The 20062-nt window shown below is 67.7% G+C and carries 14 protein-coding genes; 8 read left to right on the forward strand and 6 right to left on the reverse strand.

Annotation, left to right across the window (positions count from 1 at the left end):
- Positions 1-65 precede the first annotated feature (65 nt).
- Both ABD234_RS09855 and ABD234_RS09860 read right to left on the reverse strand, forming a co-directional pair.
- A complete protein-coding gene (locus ABD234_RS09855; RefSeq protein WP_051486717.1) occupies positions 66-875 on the reverse strand; it encodes a DUF6270 domain-containing protein in 810 nt (269 codons plus the stop codon).
- Between the two features lie 124 nt (positions 876-999).
- A complete protein-coding gene (locus ABD234_RS09860) occupies positions 1000-1992 on the reverse strand; it encodes an aldo/keto reductase (protein WP_084148403.1) in 993 nt (330 codons plus the stop codon).
- A gap of 128 nt (positions 1993-2120) precedes the next feature.
- Here ABD234_RS09860 and ABD234_RS09865 point away from each other — a divergent pair, with 128 nt between their 5' ends.
- The 8 genes from ABD234_RS09865 (at position 2121) to ABD234_RS09900 (ending at position 14219) form a co-directional block, all read left to right on the forward strand.
- Positions 2121-4064 (forward strand): glycosyltransferase family protein, encoded by a 1944-nt coding sequence (locus ABD234_RS09865; protein ID WP_344355672.1) that lies wholly within the window; start codon positions 2121-2123, stop codon positions 4062-4064.
- A gap of 2 nt (positions 4065-4066) precedes the next feature.
- Positions 4067-5779, forward strand: coding sequence for a hypothetical protein (locus ABD234_RS09870; protein WP_344355675.1), 1713 nt, complete (start codon positions 4067-4069; stop codon positions 5777-5779).
- A gap of 654 nt (positions 5780-6433) precedes the next feature.
- Positions 6434-8587 carry a polysaccharide lyase family 8 super-sandwich domain-containing protein gene (locus ABD234_RS09875; RefSeq protein WP_344355861.1) on the forward strand — a complete coding sequence of 718 codons (2154 nt, stop codon included), beginning with the start codon at positions 6434-6436 and terminating at the stop codon, positions 8585-8587.
- Between the two features lie 134 nt (positions 8588-8721).
- Complete coding sequence (gene wecC / locus ABD234_RS09880) at positions 8722-9975, forward strand: UDP-N-acetyl-D-mannosamine dehydrogenase (RefSeq protein WP_344355678.1); 1254 nt, start codon at positions 8722-8724, stop codon at positions 9973-9975.
- On the forward strand, positions 9972-10700 hold the full coding sequence (locus tag ABD234_RS09885) for a DUF6270 domain-containing protein (RefSeq protein WP_344355681.1): 729 nt from the start codon (positions 9972-9974) through the stop codon (positions 10698-10700). Before wecC ends, ABD234_RS09885 begins: the two co-directional genes overlap by 4 nt.
- Positions 10701-10704: 4 nt before the next feature.
- Entirely contained in the window at positions 10705-11598 is an 894-nt protein-coding gene (locus ABD234_RS09890) for an alpha/beta hydrolase (protein WP_344355684.1), read from the forward strand.
- 22 nt (positions 11599-11620) lie between these two features.
- Entirely contained in the window at positions 11621-13021 is a 1401-nt protein-coding gene (locus ABD234_RS09895) for a hypothetical protein (protein WP_344355686.1), read from the forward strand.
- Between the two features lie 28 nt (positions 13022-13049).
- A complete protein-coding gene (locus ABD234_RS09900; protein ID WP_344355688.1) occupies positions 13050-14219 on the forward strand; it encodes an ATP-grasp domain-containing protein in 1170 nt (389 codons plus the stop codon).
- Between the two features lie 15 nt (positions 14220-14234).
- Here ABD234_RS09900 and ABD234_RS09905 read toward each other — a convergent pair whose 3' ends face one another.
- From ABD234_RS09905 to ABD234_RS09920, 4 genes are all read right to left on the reverse strand, one after another.
- Positions 14235-15134 carry a hypothetical protein gene (locus tag ABD234_RS09905; RefSeq protein WP_344355691.1) on the reverse strand — a complete coding sequence of 300 codons (900 nt, stop codon included), beginning with the start codon at positions 15132-15134 and terminating at the stop codon, positions 14235-14237.
- 111 nt (positions 15135-15245) lie between these two features.
- Positions 15246-17015: a class I SAM-dependent methyltransferase gene (locus tag ABD234_RS09910; protein ID WP_344355694.1), complete on the reverse strand. Its 1770-nt coding sequence runs from the start codon at positions 17013-17015 to the stop codon at positions 15246-15248.
- Complete coding sequence (locus ABD234_RS09915; protein ID WP_344355697.1) at positions 17012-19525, reverse strand: glycosyltransferase; 2514 nt, start codon at positions 19523-19525, stop codon at positions 17012-17014. Before ABD234_RS09915 ends, ABD234_RS09910 begins: the two co-directional genes overlap by 4 nt.
- Positions 19518-19991, reverse strand: coding sequence for a hypothetical protein (locus tag ABD234_RS09920; protein ID WP_344355699.1), 474 nt, complete (start codon positions 19989-19991; stop codon positions 19518-19520). Before ABD234_RS09920 ends, ABD234_RS09915 begins: the two co-directional genes overlap by 8 nt.
- Positions 19992-20062: the final 71 nt, after the last annotated feature.

The raw sequence follows: 20062 nt of genomic DNA on the forward strand, positions 1-20062 counted from the left end.
TCCGAGCGGAGTCCTCGAACGGCATGCTCGATCGCCGTGCGGCGGCGCCGCTCATACGGCGTCGCTCAGGCGGCGTCGGTCTCCGGGTCCGTGTCCGGGTCGATCCCGGGGATCGGCACTGCGAACTCGAGCGCGAGGCGCCGGATGATCTCCTGGTACACCTCGGGCGTGTAGTGGAAGGCCGCCAACCCCCAGCGGTGCTCGGGATCCGCGAGCACGGCGAGGGGCTGCAGCTCCAGGATCCGCAGGCCGTGATCGCGCAGGTGCTGGTAGTAGCGCCGGTAGGACTCGTTCGCCTCGCGCGCGGGGACGCCCATCGACCAGGGGGTCGGCTCGCCGGCGACGGTGATCAGCGCCCACGGGACCTGCAGCACGACGGTCCGCGCGAGCAGCCCGTGCTCCTCGAGGGCGGCGATGAAGGCATCGGCCCGCTCCGTCCAGCGGGCGAAGTGCTCGTCGCTGCCGAAGGGGATGTGGCGGGCGTCCTCGACGGCGGCGAGCGCCTCCGGGACCGACACCAGATCGATGCTGCGGGTGACGACGGTCCCGTCGGGGTACTCGTGCACGCCGTGGCGCTCGTCGACGAGGTCCCACAGCAGCACGTCGACGTCCTCGGCGACGGCCTCGAGGTGGGTGCGCAGGTCGCCGGCGAAGTCGGAGACCATCATGCGGCGCTGGAAGGCGGAGTCGATGGGCGCATCGGCCGGGAAATGGCTGCTCGCGTCGCTGCCCGCGGAGAGCAGGGACTGGCGCGCCACGTAGACCTGGATGCTCATCTGCCCCTCGCCTGCGGCCTCGACGGTGTCCCGGGCGACGCAGCTGCCGTACACGGCGACGCGCGCAGGGCGGGCGCTGGCGGTCGGCTGAGCGGTCACGGATCTCCTCCAGGGGGCGGGCGGAAGCGGGCCTCAGAGTACCCGCACGCGCCCGCGCGCGAGGGCTCCGCATGGCGGATCGCACGTTCGCGGCGGCTCCCCGGCGCTCCGCGGCGACGGCGCGCTACCGGGTGCCGGTGGCGGGCAGGCCCAGCCCGTCCAGCTCCTCCCAGAACGCGCCCGGCACCGCCGTGCCCCGCATCTGCTCCAGCTGGGCGATGCGCTCTGCGGAGGAGATCCCGACCACCGTGGAGTGCACCAGCGGCGAGCGCAGGGAGAACTGCAGCGCCGCCGCCGGCAGGGTGATCCCGTGGCGGGCGCAGAGCTCCTCGACGCGCCGCACCCAGTCCACCAGCTCCGCCGGGGGCTGCCGGTAGGCGTAGGTGGCTCCGCTGGCGGACCCCTTGGCCAGCAGCGCCCCGCCGAACGGGGCGGCGTTCAGCACGCCCATGCCGCGCTCGCCCGCCTCCTGGAACAGGGCCGTCGCGCTGCGATCGGCGAGCGTGTACCGGTTGTGGTTCAGCACCACGTCGAAGGCGCCCGTGCCGACGTAGCGGTGCATCAGGTCGAGCTTCCCGGCCGCGATGCCGATGGCCCCGACCGCGCCCTGCTCCTTGAGCTCCTGCAGGCCCGCGACCGGGCCGTCCTCGGCCATGCCCTGCTCGACGCTGATCCCGTACGGGTCGTGGAGGTGCAGCAGGCCGATCGTGTCGACCCCGAGCCGTGCCCGGCTCTCCTCGAAGGACCGCAGCACGCGATCGCGGTCGAAGGCGCCGGTCTCGGGATCGGCGTCGACCTTGGTCACGATCGCGCGGCCGTCGCCGATGCCCGCCTCCCGCAGGGCGAGGCCGAGGACGGCCTCGCTGCGGCCGCCCGCGTAGGCGTTGGACGTGTCGATCAGCGCGTAGGGGCCGTGCAGCATCGCGGCGGCCAGCTCCACGGCCCGGGCCTCTTCCGGGCTCCCGGGCACGGTGCCGGCGCCGAGGCCGGAGGTGCCCAGGGTCAGGGGGCTGCAGAGGAGGTCGGTGCGCGGCAACGGGCGCGCCTCGACCGGGCGGCTCGCGCGCGGCGGGGCCTCGGGCGACGGGGAGGCGTCCAGGTCGGGTCTCGGATCCATGACCGCGAGCCCATCACACGGGAGGCTCCGCGTCCAGGCGTCGGCCCGAGGATCTGCCCTGGCCCCGGCGAAGGACGACGTAGGCTGTGCCCGTCCCTGCCCCGCCCATCGCCTCGAGGTCCTCTCGCATGTCAGCGCAGCCCCCCGGCTCCTCCGGCCGGACGCCGGAGTCGCCTCTCCGCACCGCCCGCACCGCCCTGTGGCACCTGCGCAAGGGCGGCGTCCCCCAGCTGCGGACGTGGCAGCAGCGCCGGCGGATCCGCGCCACCACCGCCGACGGCTCGGGCACGCAGCAGGACGGCGGGCCGCTGTCCTTCGAGGCGGCCGTGATGCCGCAGCGCCCCCCGCGCTTCGAGGGCCTGCGCGCCGCCGTGATCCTCGACGACTTCTCGATGCTGGCCTGGAGCTACGAGTTCGAGACCGTGGCCGTGACCCCGCAGGGCTGGCGCGAGCAGCTCGCGCAGGCTCCGGTGGACCTGCTGCTGGTGGAGTCGGCCTGGCACGGCAACGCCGATGCCTGGCAGTACCAGCTGACCGGCTCGAAGGCCCCCTCGGCGCCGCTGCGGGAGCTGGTGGCGCACTGCCGCGAGCAGGGCATCCCGACCGTGTTCTGGAACAAGGAGGATCCCCCGCACTTCGAGGACTTCCGGGAGACGGCGCGCCTGTTCGACCAGGTCTTCACGACCGATGTGACGCTGCTGCCGCGGTACCGCGAGGAGCTGGGCCACGAACGGGTGGACGTGCTGCCGTTCGCGGCGCAGTCCGCGGTGCACAACCCGGTGCGCCCACAGAACGGGCACCAGGCCCGCGACGTCGCCTTCGCGGGGATGTACTTCGCCCACAAGTTCCCCGAGCGCCGCGAGCAGATGGACCTGCTGCTGGGCGGGGCGCTGGACGTCTCCCCGCGGATGGGCACGGGGCTGGAGATCTTCTCCCGCTTCCTGGGTGACGACGAGAACTACCAGTTCCCCGGCGAGCTCGCCGATCGAGTCGTCGGCTCCCTCGCCTACTCGCAGATGCTCACCGCCTACAAGGCGTACAAGGTCTTCCTCAACGTCAACTCGGTGGTCACGAGCCCGTCGATGTGCGCCCGGCGGATCTTCGAGATCACCGCCTCAGGCACACCGGTGGTCTCCACCCCCTCCCCCGCGATCGGCGAGTTCTTCGAGGACGACGAGGTCCCCGTGGTTGCCACGCGCGAAGAGGCCGGCCAGGTGGTGCGGGCCCTGGTGCGCTCGGGCGAGCTGCGGGACCGCGCCGTGCACCGCGCGCAGCGGAGGATCTGGCGCGAGCACACCTACACCCACCGCGCCCGCACGGTGCTGGACGCCGTGCAGGTCACCGGGAGGCGCGATCCGCGGGGGCTGCCCGGTGCGGCCTCGCTGCCCACGGTCAGCGTGCTCGCGGCGACCAACCGCCCCGAGCAGATCGCGCACCTGCTGGGCCAGGTGGGCCGCCAGCGCGACGTCGAGGTGCAGCTGATCCTGGTCACGCACGGCTTCGACGCCGCCGGCGGCGTGGACGCGGCCGCCGCCGAGGCGGCGGGGATCCGCGACCTGCAAGTCCTCGCCGGCGACCCGGCCTGGACCCTGGGTGCCTGCCTGAACGCCGCCGTCGCTCGCGCGGAGGGGGCCGTGCTGGCGAAGATGGACGACGACGACCTCTACGGACCCTGGTACCTGCACGACCTGCTGCAGGCCCGGGAGTTCTCCGGCGCGGACGTGGTGGGCAAGCACGCGCACTACATGCATCTGGCCGGGCCCGATGCCACGCTGCTGCGCTTCCCCTGGATGGAGCACCGGTACACCGACCGGGTGATGGGCCCGACCCTCACCGCCGGTCGGGAGGTCTTCGCCGCGCATCCCTTCGAGGACGTCTCCCGCGGGGAGGACACGGCGTTCCTGCAGGCCGTGATCGACGGCGGCGGGACGATCTACTCCGCGGACCGCTTCAACTTCGTCCAGCAGCGCGGCCAGGTCGCCCAGCACTCCTGGACCGCGGGCGACCGCGAGCTGCTCGCCTCGGCCGATGTCGCCTGGTTCGGGACGAACGACGCGCACGTGATGATCTGACGATGGCCGATGCCCGCCGGCGCTCGCGCACCCGGCTCGTCGTCCCGGCCGCGCTCGTCGTGGCCGTCCTGCTGGTCACAGCGGTGGTCGTGGGCCTGCCCGATGCCCGCGACGGCCTCCTCCCGGGCCCCGGAGGGTCGGCGTCCCCCTCGGCGTCGCCGTCCCCGCGGCCGCAGGACGAGCTCGACGCCCCCGGCTACGACCCGGACCCCGGGCCGCTGGCCCTGCCCGACGTCGCCGCCTCCACCGCGGAGCCGGTGACCGCGTCCTTCGCCGTCCCCGAGGGGGCGCAGCGCTGGGACGGGAGCATCGGCCTGAGCTTCGAGGCGACGGACCTGGCCTCCCCGCTGTGGGGCTCGGAGTCCTCCAACCTCGACGAGACGCTGGAGGCGCTGGACTCCCCCGTGCTGCGCTTCGGCGGCAACAGCGTGGACCGGCGCATGTGGTGGACCTCGAGCGGGGAGAGCGCCCCGGACTGGGCGGAGGCCACCGTCACGCCGGCCGATCTGCAGCGGGTCGCCGCGGCGGCGGAGGCGGCGGACGCCTCGGTGACGATCACCCTGGACCTGGGCCATGACGACCCGCAGCGCGCCGCGGACATGGCCGCCCACGCCCGGGAGGCCTTCGGCCGGCGCCTGCTGGCGGTGTCGATCGGCAACGAGCCCAACGGCTTCTTCCACGCCAACCAGCCGCAGCTGGCCGTGCGGGACGACAGCTGGGACACCGACGCCTACCGGGCCGCGCTCACCGAGCACTCGGCCGCGATCGAGGCCGTCGCCCCCGGCACGCCGATCGCCGGGCCGGGCGCCTACGACGCCCCGTGGTGGCGGGCGTTCGCCGAGTCCGGGATCCCGCACCAGCGGGCGCTGACCATGCACTGGTATCCGCTGTGGGACTGCACCGGCCCGGCCTCCTCGATCGCGAACCCGACGGTCGAGGACCTCACCTCCCCGGCGCTGCGCGAGCGCGCCCGGCAGCTCATCGGCATGGGGGCGCAGGTCGCCGAGCAGCACGACCTGCCGCTGTGGATGGAGGAGACGGGGCCGACCTCCTGCCCGGGCACCAACGCCACCTCCCGCACGCATGCGCAGGCGCTGTGGAGCGGGGACTACGCCCTCACCGCGGCGGAGTCGGGCGTGGAGCGCCTGGCCTTCCACGCGACCCTGCAGGCCTGCCAGGGCGGCGCCCCCATGAGCCCGGTCTGCGCGACCGGCTCCCTGGACCGGCCCGGCGAGCTGCTGCGCGGCCGCACCAGCTTCCTGGCGCTGCTGCAGCTGGCCCAGCTGCCCGCGGGCACGGTGCTCGCCCCCGCGGTCAGCGGCGACGGCCGGATCATGGTGCACGCGGTCCTCGGCGACGACGGGACGCTGGGCGTGATGATCGTGGACCTGCGCGACCCGGAGGGCGCGGCGCCGGTCCCCGTGCAGCTCAGCGCCCCCGGCGGCCTCGACGCCGCCGCGCCGACGGCCTGGACCCTCACGGACGGCTCCCTCCTGGCGGGCGACTCCCTGGAGGCCCCGGAATCCCGGCTCGGAGCGCCCGCCGCCCCGGCCGGCGCCCTCGCGCAGGCACCGCTGGGGCGCGGGGCGCCGCTGAGCGTGGCGAGCACCCCGGGCAGCACGCTGCTGCTGCGGTTCGCACCCGTCGCCGAAGCCGCGCCCTCCGACAGCGGCGGGGCCTCGGACCAGGGAGGAGCCGCCGAGGCCGGCGGCTGAGCGGGTCCCGCGAGGCCGTGCCGCCCATGGCCCGAGCGGCCGGTCGGCCAGGGTCGGTGAACGGCGGATGAACGGTGCTTGCCGCCGCGGCCATCGACTCGGGCCCGGGAGCGGGGCCTCTCGCGCTGCCCACGGTGACCCTGCTCGCCGCGACCAACCGTCCCGAGCAGGTCTCGCATCTGCTAGCTCAGGTGGCGCAGCAGCGGGACGGACATCTGCAGCTGGTGCTGGGTCGCTGCGCGCTCCTGGGACGTGGCCGAGCGAGAGCTGCTTGCGAGCGCCGACGTCGCATGGCTCGGAGAGAATCTCGCTCGCACGATGGTCTGAGGGTCGATTCCCGGCTTCGTCGGAGAGCGCGGTGTTCCCGCAGTTCAGAAGCCCACGCTATCGTGTTCCACCGTGAACTCCGACGCAGGCTCCCGCAAGCCCGCCCCTCGGCAGTACTCCCGACGGACCCTCCTCCTCGCAGGAGCCGCCGTCACCGCCGGAGCCTTCGCGCTACCTACGCCCACTGCTTATACCCCCCTGCCTGCGAAGCCCACTGACCTGCGGGAGCGTTGGATCGAGCTCCTCACGGGGCGCGCGAGACTTCCGAGCGCGGGACCACATGCGCTCGATCGCCTCGAGCAGCTCGACGCCTCCGTGGACAACTACGTGAGAGATGCTTCCAGATCCCAGAATCACGAAGCGTTCGCAGCCTATGACCTGCGCGGCGGGGACTCCAGAGCATTTTCCGGCACAGCGACACGGCTCTCTGCGATGGGACGCGCGTGGTCGACCCCTGGTTCCCGATGGTACCGAGAACCCGCGGTGAAGCAGCAGATCGAACGTGGCCTGTCTCGACTGATCGCCGCTGGATACCACAGCGGAGCTCAGCCCTTCGGCAATTGGTGGGATTGGGAGATCGGAACTCCCCGCCCCCTCGCCGATACGATCTGCCTGATGCTCGAGGATCTCCCCCAATCGATGGCGGACGACGCGCTCGAGGCGATCGCCTATTTCATTCCGGACGTCCGACGCAGCGCAATCTCGGATACCGAGAGCACCGGAGCCAATCGCGTCAACACCGCAAGACCCGTGATGATATCGGCAGTTCTCAAGCACTCGTCGGAGCAGCTCGAGGACTGCGCCGAGGCGATCAGCGAAGCATGGTCCACGACATCCACGGGCGACGGGTTCCACCCTGACGCCGGCTTCATACAACATCTATCGGTCCCGTACACAGGATCGTACGGAGTGGAGCTGCTGCGAGACGTCGCACTGCTCAGCAGCCTCGTCTCCGGCACGTCGGCCAGCCTCCCCCGCATGGATGCACTGCACGACCTCGTCGACCGCGCCTTCCTCCCGGTGATCGTCAATGGCCATGTCCTCGACCTCGTGCGAGGCAGAGCCGTATCCCGGGTCCGCACCAACGGTTCGACGACAGGTAGGACCGTCATGGCATCGATAGCGGAGCTCTCCAGCACTGCCCCTGCCGAGGTGCGGGACAGATGGCTCAGCACTCTCGCAGGGTGGGCTTCCGCCCCCTCCGGGATCGACCTGCTAGCGGGTCCCGACGTGGTCGGCGCCCTCGCCCTTGAATCCCTGGCTCCCTCGCTTCCCGCAGATCCTCCCCCGCAGAGGTCCGTGTACTTCCCTTCCATGGACCGTCTCGTCCATCGTGCCGCCGGATGGACGGCGGGGGTCGCGATGGCGAGCAGTCGGGTCTCCGCCTACGAGTGCTCCGACACGGAGAACATCTGGGGATCCCGAACAGGGAACGCCATGCGCTACCTTTTCGTCGATGGCGATCCAGAGCCTTTCAATGACGGCTTCTGGGCGACCCTTGACTACTCCCGCCCCCCAGGAACGACGAATCATCGCTTCGCCCTTCACCCTCGACGGACGGCGGAGGATGGATCACGGCGCCCTGCTAATGATTGGACTGCGGGCATGGTGGGCGGCGAAGTCAGTGTCGCCGCCATGCATCAGACGGGGCTCGACGGCGATGTCCCGAACTGCCGCCGCTTCAGCGTGGCCGACTCCTCCAAGCTGGTGGAGCTGATCAGCGACATCGAGACCGAGCACGGTCCCGCGGTGACGACGATCGAGAATCGGATGCTGGGCGAGAACTCCCGTCACCGCATCGTCGTCGATGGAAAGAGAGTGACTCGAGAGCTGACAGCAACAAGCGCGAGCTGGGCACACCTCGAAGGGACAGGGGGCTATCTGATCCTCGGCGACGGCCAGCTCACGGCGGCGACATCTCGACGCATCGGCAGTTCGCGTCAGGTCGAGCGCTCCGTCGCAGAGATCGAACCCGAAAATCGGATCACGAGGACCTGGGTGACCTTGGACCTGATCCACACCGCCACGTCAGGAGCATGGATGCTCCTGCCGGGTGCTTCGGAAGCCGAGACGCGGAGAGTCGCCGCGAAGGCTTCTCGAGCACAGGCGCCGACGATTCTCCGGAACGACGGGACCGCACAGGTCGTAGGACTCTCCGATGCCCGCACCACAGCGGCAGCCGTGTGGAAGCCCTCTACGATCACATGCGCGGAGGGACTCAAGATCCAATGCTCCACCGCTGTGCTCCTGCTCATAGAGCACCGCCGGGGGGACCTGAGACTGACCATCGTGGAGCCTACGCAGCAGTTGGATTCCATCACGTTGCGCATCAGTGGCACGTGGACGATCGTCACGCACGAAGATATCGACGCCCAAGACATCTCCCTCGACCCCAGCGATCGAAGCACCGGCATCACTGCGACGGTCCGGGAGCGCGCCGGATCCTCCTTCACGCTGGCGCTCGAGCCCTCGCCGAAATGATCCTCCGCAGCTCGCCGCGCCTCGTCCGGGCGATAAGGTGGTGCCCAACCGCCGCCCGCCCCCAGCACCGTGATCACCGGGCGCATGCCCTCTTCGTCCCTCGGCCGGTGGTCCCCTAATGAAGGAGCCCGACCGTGACCCCGCTACCCACTGTCAGGACGCTGTGCGTGATCGGGCTGGGGTACATCGGGCTGCCGACCGCCGCCGTCTTCGCCCAGTCCGGCTTGCAGGTGATCGGCGTGGATACCGACGCCTCCCGCGTCGCGCAGATAAACGCGGGTGAGCTCCCGTTCGTGGAGGACGGCCTCGGCGTGGTCCTTGCAGGGGTCGTCGCACAAGGACGACTCCGAGCGCAGTCGACGACACCGTCCGCAGACGCGTACATCGTCTCCGTTCCCACCCCGTTCACGGGAGACCACGACGCCGACCTCTCCTACATCGAAGCCGCCGCGCGTGGCATCGCTCCCCACCTCACAGGCGGGGAGCTTCTGGTCCTCGAGTCCACGTCGCCGCCCGGAGCAACGGAACGAATGGGAGAGATCGTCTTCGGCGAGCGCCCGGACCTCACACCATCTGCGGGGAGTCCGCACTCGATCTACCTCGCGCACGCCCCCGAGCGCGTGCTTCCCGGTCGCATCATGGTCGAGATGGTCGAGAATGACCGCATCATCGGGGGCACCACGCCGGAGGCAGCGACCCTCTGCCGGGACCTGTACGCCACGTTCTGCCACGGAGAGCTGATGCTCACGGATGCCCGCACCGCCGAGATGGCCAAGCTCACCGAGAACGCCTTCCGCGACGTGAACATCGCCTTCGCCAACGAGCTGTCGATCATCGCCGACCGCCAGGGCATCGACGTGTGGGAGCTCATCGAGCTGGCCAACCACCACCCGCGCGTGAACATCCTCCAGCCGGGCCCCGGCGTGGGCGGCCACTGCATCGCGGTGGATCCGTGGTTCATCGTCTCCGCGGAGCGCGAGCACGCGAAGCTCATCGCGACCGCGCGCAACGTCAACGACTCCAAGCCGAAGCTGGTGATCGAGAAGGTCCTCGAGCGTGCGAACCGCCTGAAGGACCCCGTCGTCGCCGCCCTGGGCATCGCCTTCAAGGCCAACATCGACGACCTGCGCGAGTCCCCGTCCAAGGACATCGCCATTGCCCTGTCCGATCGGCTGGACCACGGCACCGTGCTCGTGGTCGAGCCCAACATCGACCAGCTGCCCCCAGATTTCGACGACCGAGCGAACGCGGAGCTCACCGAGCTCGAGGACGCCGTCTCCCGCGCCGACATCGTGCTGCTGCTGGTCGACCACGACGACTTCAAGGGCTTCGACCGCGAGAAGCTGCAGGAGAAGGTCGTCATCGACACCAAGGGGCTCTGGCGATGAGTACGCGCATCTTCATCTACGGGTCCTGCGTCACTCGCGACGCCGTCGACTTCTGGGATCCTGACCAGCTCGAGATGGCCGGGTACATCGCCCGGCAGTCCCTCATCAGCGCCACCTCGCCGGCCGGGGACATCGATCAGTGGCGCCTCAGCCAGATCGAATCCTCGTTCCAGCGTCGCATGCTTCGCGGCGACATCGAGTCCTCGATCATTCCTGCGCTCGATGCTGCCCGTGATGATTACGATGTGATCCTGTGGGACCTCACCGACGAGCGCAACGGCGTGCAGTCACTGCCCGGGGGAGGCTGGGTGACACGCCTGCGGAACTTCGAGAAGGAGAATCTCTTCAAGGGCACCCTCGGAGAGATCATCACCACGGCCGACCCCGACCACCGCCGCATGTGGAACTCCGCCCTCGACCGTTTTCTCGGACACCTGGCCGACCTCGACCTTCTCGACCGCCTCATCTTGAACGACACCCGCTGGGCGGAACAGGACGACACCGGGGCCCCGTTCTCCCCGACCGAGACATTCCTGAACGAGCATCTGGCGCGGATGACCTCGTCGATCACGGCCGCCGGCGTTCCCGTCGTCTCCACCCCTGCTGAAGCGCTCACCGCGGCGGCCCGCCACAAGTGGGACCGCGCCCCCTTCCATTACGTCGACGAGGTGTACAGAACGATGACGGAGCGACTGCTCTCGACCACCTCTGCGATGGGGTTCTGACGACGTGGCCACCCTGAAGAAGAACCCGGCCACCGGACTCATGGAGTCATACGAACCCCACTTCCAGCTCCCGGTCATCCACCAGCGGTCGATCACGTCTCTGCGGTTCCAGTCGCGACCGACCGCGCTCCACACGGTGGCACTGCGGCACGGTCGAAGACTCGACTTCTACGCCCGGCTGACGAAGTCCGACGAGATCGCGGTGACCTTCCACGGCGCGAACCGCCGAGACAAGAACATCTACCCGAAGTTCGAGAGGGTGACCTCGCTGCACCACGAGTTCCCCTCTCATCTGGCCTTCGCGGACCCGACACTCCTGCTGGACAGCCAGCGAAATCTCCTGCTGGGCTGGTATTGCGGAGGCCCGGGATGGGACCCCCTGGCCGATATCTTGCTCGCCATCGAAAGGGCGCAGGCCCGGACCGGGGCGAAGCACGTCGTCTTCATCGGCGGTTCCGGCGGCGGCTTCGCCGCCCTCCGCGCTTCGGCGATGCTGCCGGGCTCCCTCGCCTATGTGCAGTCCCCGGCGACGAGCATTCGCAACAGCCTGCCGAACGCCAAGCGCACCTACTTCGGGCTCGTGTGGAAGGACTGGGACCAGGAACGCCTGATCGACGCCTTCCCTGAGCGATTCAGCATGCCCGAGCACTACGCCAGCTTCCGGCCCCGCAACTTCGTGTACTACACGCAGAGCACGAGCGACCCGTACTACATCGAGAACCACTACGTCCCCTTCTACACCGCGCTCGGCTCGACTCCGTCGCCCGATGGCCCACCTTCGGGTCGCCGGTGGTTCTCCCCGTACGACGGCGAGAAAGAAGGACACGGTGTGATGACACCACCGGAGTTCCGATTCCACCTGCACCGTGCGCTCGACTGGTGGCGCGCCGCCCGATGACGATCGCCGAGGAGACCCGACGATGAAGAACAGCGACATCCACGCCTGGGACGATCTCAGCACGCCCTTCTTCTCCCTCTCGAACAGTCTGTGGGCACTTGTGCCGCTCGAAGCATGGCGGCGAGGTCTGACCGTCTCCCTGGGCCCTGAAGCCCGCTACGTGATCACCGACGGACAGAGCCGCCGCGAGTTCCGGCAGACCCGCCTGAGCGGTGCCGTCCAGGACCGCATCGCCCGCGAGAGCGACGACAAGCACGCGACCCGGGACCTGCTGCTCGCCGCAGGCCTGCCGACGCCCCAGGGCCGGAGCTTCACCGGAGACATCGATCTGCGAGCCGTGCGCGCGTATGCGGAGTCCCTCGGATTCCCTGTCTGCCTCAAACCGAACTCCTGGGCGAAGGGACGGGGCGTCTTCCCGAAGCTCGAATCCGTAGAGCAGTTCGACGCCGCGCTCGAGCATCTGGTCACCACGCTGGGATGCGACGACATCGTCGTGGAGCAGCACATCCGAGGCGGAGCGCTGCGTGTCTTCGTGGTAGGTCGGCAGGTCGTCGCTGTGACGCTCGCCGAGCCGGCGAACGTCACGGGCGACGGATCGTCGACCGTGGCGGAGCTGGTCGCGGAGAAGACGGCGGTTCGTCGCGGGAACCCGCATCTTCGAAACCATGCCCTTGCGATCGACGCGGACGCCGAACGAGTCCTCGCTGCGCAGGGCGCCGATGCGAGCACGGTTCCGGACGAAGGACAGGTCCTCTTTCTCCGGGAGGCCGCCAACCTCGCTCAGGGCGGCGACAGCTTGGACCTCACGGACACCCTCCCGGAATCGATCAAGCAGATCGCGATCGATGCGGTCGACGCCGTCGAGGGCCTCTCCCACGCGGGTGTAGACCTCCTTGTCGAGGACCCCTCCGACCCCGGCAGCCAGGTGTTCATCAATGAGCTGAACCCCTCCGCAGGCCTGGGCGGGCACATCTATCCCGCGTACGGCTCGCAGCGGAATGTCCCGGCCGCCATCATCGATCACTACTTCCCGGGGACGAAGCGGCGACCCCATTCGTCGTCCTGGTACTTCCCGCTCAACCAGACCTCTCGTCTGCTGACAGCTCGCGCCGCCACCATGATCGAGATGCCGCCGATGCCCTCGATCTCGAAGCCCGCGTGGCGCAGGATACGGATTGCCGCCACGTCACACGTGCTGCCGAAGCTCCGCCTTGCCATCCTGGCCCGACTCAACCGGGAGGACGTGCACGGTGACGTAGGACGCATCGCCGACGGCACGTTCGACGTCCTCCTCGCCGGCGACGAGCGCCCCGTCGAACAGGCCGTTTCCCTTGTCCGTCAGCTCGCCGGCCGGTCTGGCGGAACCGCCAAGATCGCCTCTCGACGCGCGTTCGGCACGAGCGTTGGCGTCCAGAACTCCTGACCCCCCCTTCCCCGCCCCTGGAGACATCATGCAGACCTCGCACCTCGACGACATCCTCGACGCCCTGAAGGACCGGTCCCGCAACGTCTACGGACCGTCGGAGACGACGATCATGGGCAACTACATCGAGGCCGTGAAGGCCCTCGGAATCCCCCACACCATCCGCCATAACAAGAAGGGCCACCCCTTCATCGAGATGCACCGTGAGGACGGCTCCCGCCTGGCATACATCCACACGCGCCTGCTGCCTAGCTGCTCCAAGACCAGCAGCGCCATCTGCAACGACAAGGTCGCCACGCACGACCTCCTCGAGCCGAAGGGCGTGCGCATCCCGCGTTCCCGCGTGTACCGCGAGAACGAGGCGGAGAAGGCGCTGGCGGAGTCGTACGCGGATAACTCCGAGGTCGTCATCAAGGCGCACTCGCTGACGCTCGGCGTGGGCGTCTTCCTTAACGTGCGGAAGGAATCCTTCATCGAGACCTTCGCCGAGTGCATTGCGATCCAGAAGAGCTACGGCCATGATCCAGTGGCCATCGTGCAGGAGATGGTGCCGGGGTTCGAGATCCGTGCCGTCGTGATCGAAGGGCGCCTGGACAACGCCGTGATCCGCATCCCTGCCTATGTCACGGGGGACGGCGAGTCGACCATCGACGCCCTCATCGACGCAAAGAACGCCGAGCGCTCGAAGTGCGGCTTCTTCCACGACAAGCCGATCCGTCGCAACCGCAACATGCACGCCCAGCTCTCGGGGGCCGGCCTCTCCCTGGACTCCGTGCCAGCCGAAGGCGAGAACGTGCTCCTCACTTCGATCTCCAACTCGACGTACGGCGGCGAGACGGCGATCGTGACCGATCTGGTCAGCGATGAGTTCAAGGAGATGGCCGTCCGGGCCGTCGCCGCGATCCCCGGGATGGCCACGGGCGGCGTCGACGTGATGGTGGACAGCTTCGGCAGCACCGATCCCGTTGTTCTCGAGGTCAACGCCTACCCGTTCGCGCACCTGTCGATCTACCCCACCTTCGGTGAGGGCACGAATCCCCTGATCCACTTCCTCGAGGCGTTCCTGGCCCGCGACAAGGTGACTCACGACCCCGGCGCCCTCCTGACCACGAAGGAGCAGAGGTACCTCGTCGACTACATGCGCTTCTATGCGATGCGCGACGAGATGACCGTCAAGGTCATGGCTGCGCAGTCCTGACGTCCAGTTCGGCGGTCACTTCCCCCGGGAGGCACGCCAAGCCGCTACTGCCTGCTGGAAGAAGCGGTCAAACTCGCCGGCAGTGATCTTCCCGTGGCCGGGGACCTCTCCGTCGTAAAGGACGAAGTGGCGGTTCCCGCCGCGTGACACCCCGCTGTCCGTCGTCACTCCATGGAGTTCGCGGAACGGCGCGTAATGGTTCTCCACGTGCGGGGAATCCGCACGGCTCTGCACGTAGTAGACGAAGTTCTCCGGCCGCGCAGCTGCATAGTGCCGGACCATGTCGAAGCGTTCCGGGAACGCCTCCATCAGCTTCTGGGCGTCCCAATCGCCCCACACTGTGTCAAAATAGCGCGCCACGACAGGAGGAAGGTACTTGGCGATAGTCGTCTGAGGCTCCTGCACGAATGCCATCGATCCGGGGACCGCTGCCGACGCGCGGAGCGCCGCATATCCGCCCCCGGACCCCCCGAGGAATGCGATGTGCCTCGCCCCGGTCTTGCGCTGGGCGCGCCGGATCACTCTCAGGACGGCCGGTATCGGGTCCCAGCCCGGGCCTCCCAGGTGCCAGGACAGCAGCATCTCCCGGGAATGATCAACCAGCAGCGTCGGGTCCGCGAAGGACATGAACGCCTTCGCCTTGCCTCGCATCGAACTCACTCGGGTGAACATCGGGTAGATGTTCTTCTCCCGCGACGCCGCGCCCTGGAAGGTCACGAAGAGCTCGTCGCCGCGCCCGAGCCGCGCGTACCAGTCGAGCGTCAGGCCGCGACCGAGCGGTACCGCATGCACCGCCGTCAACTGTCCCTCGAAGCGCAGGGCGCCGAGGCTCCGCTGTTGGACCCGGGGAACCTGGAAGAAGGGGTCCCATTCCTCCCGGAGTCCGGTCCTCGGGTTGACAGAAACTTCGCTCATGCCGCGGACGATACCATACTCATACCCCAAACATGATTTCCTGCGAGAATCAGCAGATAACGCTCGAGACGATCGCCACGCGATCTCGAATCCGCTCCTGCGATCGAAAGATCAGTGTCCTGGCACCCGCTCCAGGACAGCGAGACGGCTCAAGCCCTCTTGAATGACCCGCAACCCAGCGTCTCTCTCCAGCCATCGAGTCACCGCCTCGACCTCATCCTTTCTCTCAGCGTCGTCGAGGACGACGACCGCATCGTCGGAGAGCCGAGAGAGCATCGCAGGGAGAGCCGGGAAGCGCGCCATCTTCCCCGTGCTCGACGGCGGCCCGTCGACGAAGAAGAACTCCACACCATCCACGTCGCGGAAGGCCTCTTCCGCGTACCACGAGAAGGCAGCCCCATCGATCTCTCTATCCTCGATAGGCCCGAGACGCGTCTCGACGACATGCCCCAAGCCGTGACGCTCCACCAAGTATCTTGTGCGCTCCAAGAATTTCCCGTCGTGGTCGACGGAGATCATTGTCGCCCCGATCTCCTCGCACAGGTAGCCGAGCCAGATCGTCGAGGAGCCTCCACCGACCTCCAGGATCCGATTCGGCCGGCGATCTCGGACGAGAGTGCTCAGATGCAGCATCGATCTGGCATTGAGCGCCCACCGCCCAAGGGACGGCATGATCCATCGCGGTTCGATGGATCTGTAGAGCTGCAGGAGCGCCTCCACGTCCTGCGTCTCCGCGCGCATCGCAGTGTTCAGCTTGCGCGTCTCACGTCCCTGCTGGTCGAGCAGTCGACGCTCCTTCTCATCGAGATGAGCGCGCAGCCCGTCGATGGAGCTCACGAGCGCACGGACATCCGGCATACCCGGCTGGCCAGCGAGGACTTCATCAACACTGGCGGACGGGCGTTCGATGACGTCCTGGATAGCGGTGTTCTGCTCCTCATCCGGCTGTGCCGCCGATGCCAACGAGTTCAGCGACACTTTCGCCTGCAGCAGCGACTGCACACCGTCGATCTGCTGAAGAATCTTCTGCTCGGCGCGAGTCGTCCGCCCCAGCACTTCATCGAGACTCTTCAAGGTCTCGGTACGCTGATCTGCGAGGACATCGGCCTGCTCGCTCACCATCGCGGAAAGACGAGCGCCGTCAGCCGCGAGTTCCTCGCTCAGACGCAGTGCTTCCTGCATGTGGGCGCTCCGTCCCTCCGCCACAGCATCGACGGCGTCGCGGAGCGCATCCTGGTGGGCCAGGATCTTCCGCGCCAGGATCTGCTGCGCACGCTCCAGATCCGTGACCAGGCCCGCCGTCGCGAGATCCGCCTGCTTCTGCGCCTTCTCCACCGCCGAGACCACGACACGTCGTTCCTCGACGACCTGCGTACGTACCTGCCTGCTCGTGGCGTCGGCGACGTGACGATACGCCTTCTCAGAATCGTGCACAGCGTCCAGCGTCTCTCGCCCGGACGCGAGGACATCCGACCGCAGCCGATCGAGCCGATTCCGCAACTCGGCGACCTCATGCTGGAGGATCTGATCCCGTCTGCCGATCTGCAGGAACTTCTCCTGCGAGAATCCACGGATCTTCTGCGAGTGGCCGACGACTTCGGCTCTCACCTGACGCCCCTGGTCCGCGAGCGCGTTCTCGAGATGATCGGTGGACGATGCCACGTCCCGTCGCGTCATTCGGGAGGACTCTGCGAGGAGCTCCAGCGTCCGCTTCTGCCTTCGCACCTGACGCAGGATCTGCATCAGATAGAAGGTCGCTGCGGCCAGCATTCCGACGACGGCAGGAACGTACAGGACACGCAAGTCCGTGAACGCGCCGATGAGGCCAGTCGCCGCCAGAAGCGCGACGACGATGCCGAGGATCTTCTCGTACTTGCTCATGTCCGGACCTCTTCGAGGATCGTGCCGATCATGGCGGCATACGCCTGATGGCTGAAGTTCTCTGCCACTGCCTTCTGCGCAACGGTGATCTGAGCGTCGAAGAGGTCCCGGTCGTTATGGAACTTCCGTACGAGCGCACGCACCTGCGCCGGTTCCGCGTAGACAGCTGCCGATCCGAAGACCGGCTCGTAGTGATACGGGAGGATCGTGAGCGCACCGGAGGCGATGGCCTCGAGGATTGAACGACCGAAAGCCTCGATCGCGATCGAGTTCTGGTAGAAGACGTAATAGTCGAGGGTCTTCAGGAACTCCTTCACCGGCAAATCGTCAGTCCCGTACACGGTCCACGCGGCCGGCGCCACGTTCCTTCCTAGCGTCGCAACGGGGACGTTCGCCCCGCCCATGACACGGATGTCGAAGGCGCCGTCGGTCGGGTAGACCTTCTCTAGGACAGCGGGGTCCTCAGGCCACTTCATGACGTTGTCACGAGAGTGCCGCCCCACGACCGGCAGGCCGCTGCGGCGGCGCGGCCGCGGAGTGAACCAGTCCGATGGGAGGAGGATCCCCGGCATGTCGAACGCGGCGAGGAGATCGCTGTCGAGGTAGGGGGCGATCGCCTCCCGTACCTGAGGCCCCTGCGGGACCCAGACGACGTCATCGCAGAACATCGACCTCGCGTTATCCGTGCAATCCTCGACGCGGTAGCGGATGTCAGAACCGTCGAGTTCCGAAGGCGCCTGGTTGGCCAGGATGATCATGCGGGAGACGGCGAGCGCGCTCGGCTCGTCGATCGCGAACTGGAGGATCGGCGGATACCGCAGGACGAGGAGATCAACGTCAACGGGGTCGTCGTACATGACCTCCGTGACCGTCCCGCTGTTGATGAGCTGCTGGATATGTGGGGTAAGAGGCTTCATCACCTTGGTCATGAATCGGGGAGCCTCCATCTGCATGACGCCGATGCGGTACCCCGCGGCCGTGAGCGCTGCAATCTCCTCGAGCATGGACTTCTGCGGCCCGCCGTACTGCCGCCAGTCCCCGGCGAATACGACGTCGAGCCGGCGTGGGAACTCCGCTCTGTCGACGCGGAAGCGCCGCGGGACGCTGATCGCCGGCTCCTTCCCGTGCCCCAGACTGAACTCCTCCAACGGAGCAGTCTCGTGCCAGTACGAATAGGAGAACCTGAACTCTCGGCGCGCGGGATGACTCCAGCCCGCCCGGAAATCGCTTCTCGACAGGGACAGCGGGTCGATTCGCACGACCGACAACGGCTTGGCGATATCCACCACGGGCCGACCCGTGATCCGCTCGATCCGACGGTGCAGCTCGGTGTCTGCCGCCTTCCGAGCACGGAGGAACCCGCCGGCACGTTGGAAGTCCTCCCGCCGGAGCATGAGCGACGATGCGTTCGGAGCGATCGGCTTGTACCCGATCCTCACGCGGCAGAGATCATCCAGGGCGGTGATCGATGAGACACGGCATCCTGCTGCCTCGGGGTGGCTCTCCATGAAGGAGACCTGCTCCGCCAGGCGTTCCGGGTGCGACCAGTCGTCATCGTCCTGGCCGGTGATGTACTTGCCGCGAGCGACACCGAACCCGATGTTCCTGGCCAAGTAGGTCCCGCCGTTCACCGAGGCTTCGATGACGCGCACGCGGGGATCGAGGCTCTCGAGCTCCTTGATGCTCTCGAGGATGTCCGGAGTTGACTTGTCATCGACGATTAGGATCTCGATCTGCGACAGGGTCTGCCGCAGGATGGATCGGACCGACGCATGCAGCTCATCCCTACCAGGATTGAACGTCGTGATGACGACACTCACCAGGGGAGAGTCCTCCGTTCCCCCCTCGGGCAGCGCCCCGGTCGATGGGGACGTCGCCGTGCTGGTGAGGCGATCGAAGGGGGCGGCTTCCCCGTCCTCGAGACGGACCGGCGATACGCCGTGCTCGAGGAACGGCTCGTTGAACTTCCCCAACCATCTCTCGAGGTCTCCACTCCCCTGTGAGAACGGGTTGTCGAGCTCAGCTCTCAGGTATTGATGATGATCGCGGTCGACGTCGGGCCAGGCATCGAGAAGCGCCTCGGCCTCACCGGACCTCCCCTCCACGATGAGGGTCTCGACATACAGCTTCCGGAACCTGCGGGACTTGAGGTTCTTGGGCAGTTTGTCGATCGCGTAGGTCAGCGCGAGCTCCGCATCATCTCTGTCGGTCTCACGCATGTCCTGCAGAAGGAGCACGCGACCCATCTCCGCGAGGACCAAAGGCTCGGGCCGGAGCTCTGCCAGCATCTCCGCATCAGCGAGCGCGCCTCGGAGGTCCGACCAGTCGGCTGCGCCTCGAGTGGCCTCGGCCGCCAGGATGTCGAGGTACTGCCGGGACCGCAGTCTCAGCGCCGTCGCCTCGGCGGCTCCTCTGCGCTTCTTGGAGATGGCTCCGTAATCCGCCAGGACTTGTTCGCGGGAGAGGCGGAAGCGATCCCGCGACCGACTCGGATCTACTCGTTCACTCATCGACGATCACCGCCTCGCCATCTTCGCCCGCTATCGCGATACCATTATCCGCCGCAAAACGGAAGATTTCCTGGAGCGCAGGAATGGAGCCGCCTTTGCCGCACGACAAGCTGAAGGTGATCCGCTTTCCACATGAGCCACCTCCGATGAGCTCCGGCAAATGAGTCCAGCGATGTCTGAAATTCAATTGAGAATGATCATTCTTACCACGCAGCTCCCGGCCTCCCGAAGAGCACGAATGGCGGGTGACCGCCTGACACCACCCTCCCGGAACCATGGCCCAGTCGTCACCTGCTGACGTCAGCTCCGACATGACATTACAAGTGGAGAACCGTGCATTACTGATTGAACCCTCAGGACGACACGCGCGAATCGACTTCGGCAGGTCATCAGGAACCCCCAAGACCCACCCCTTAGAGTTCAACACGAAAGCAACCGGATTCCACGGCGCCTCGAGCGGCGCCACACAGGTTTCTTTTAAACCCCACTCAAGTGTCACAAGTTCCCCCCTCGTCGGCCTCAGCATTCGAAATTCAT

The sequence above is a fragment of the Brachybacterium phenoliresistens genome (genome assembly GCF_039530785.1).
Lineage (GTDB): Bacteria > Actinomycetota > Actinomycetes > Actinomycetales > Dermabacteraceae > Brachybacterium > Brachybacterium phenoliresistens.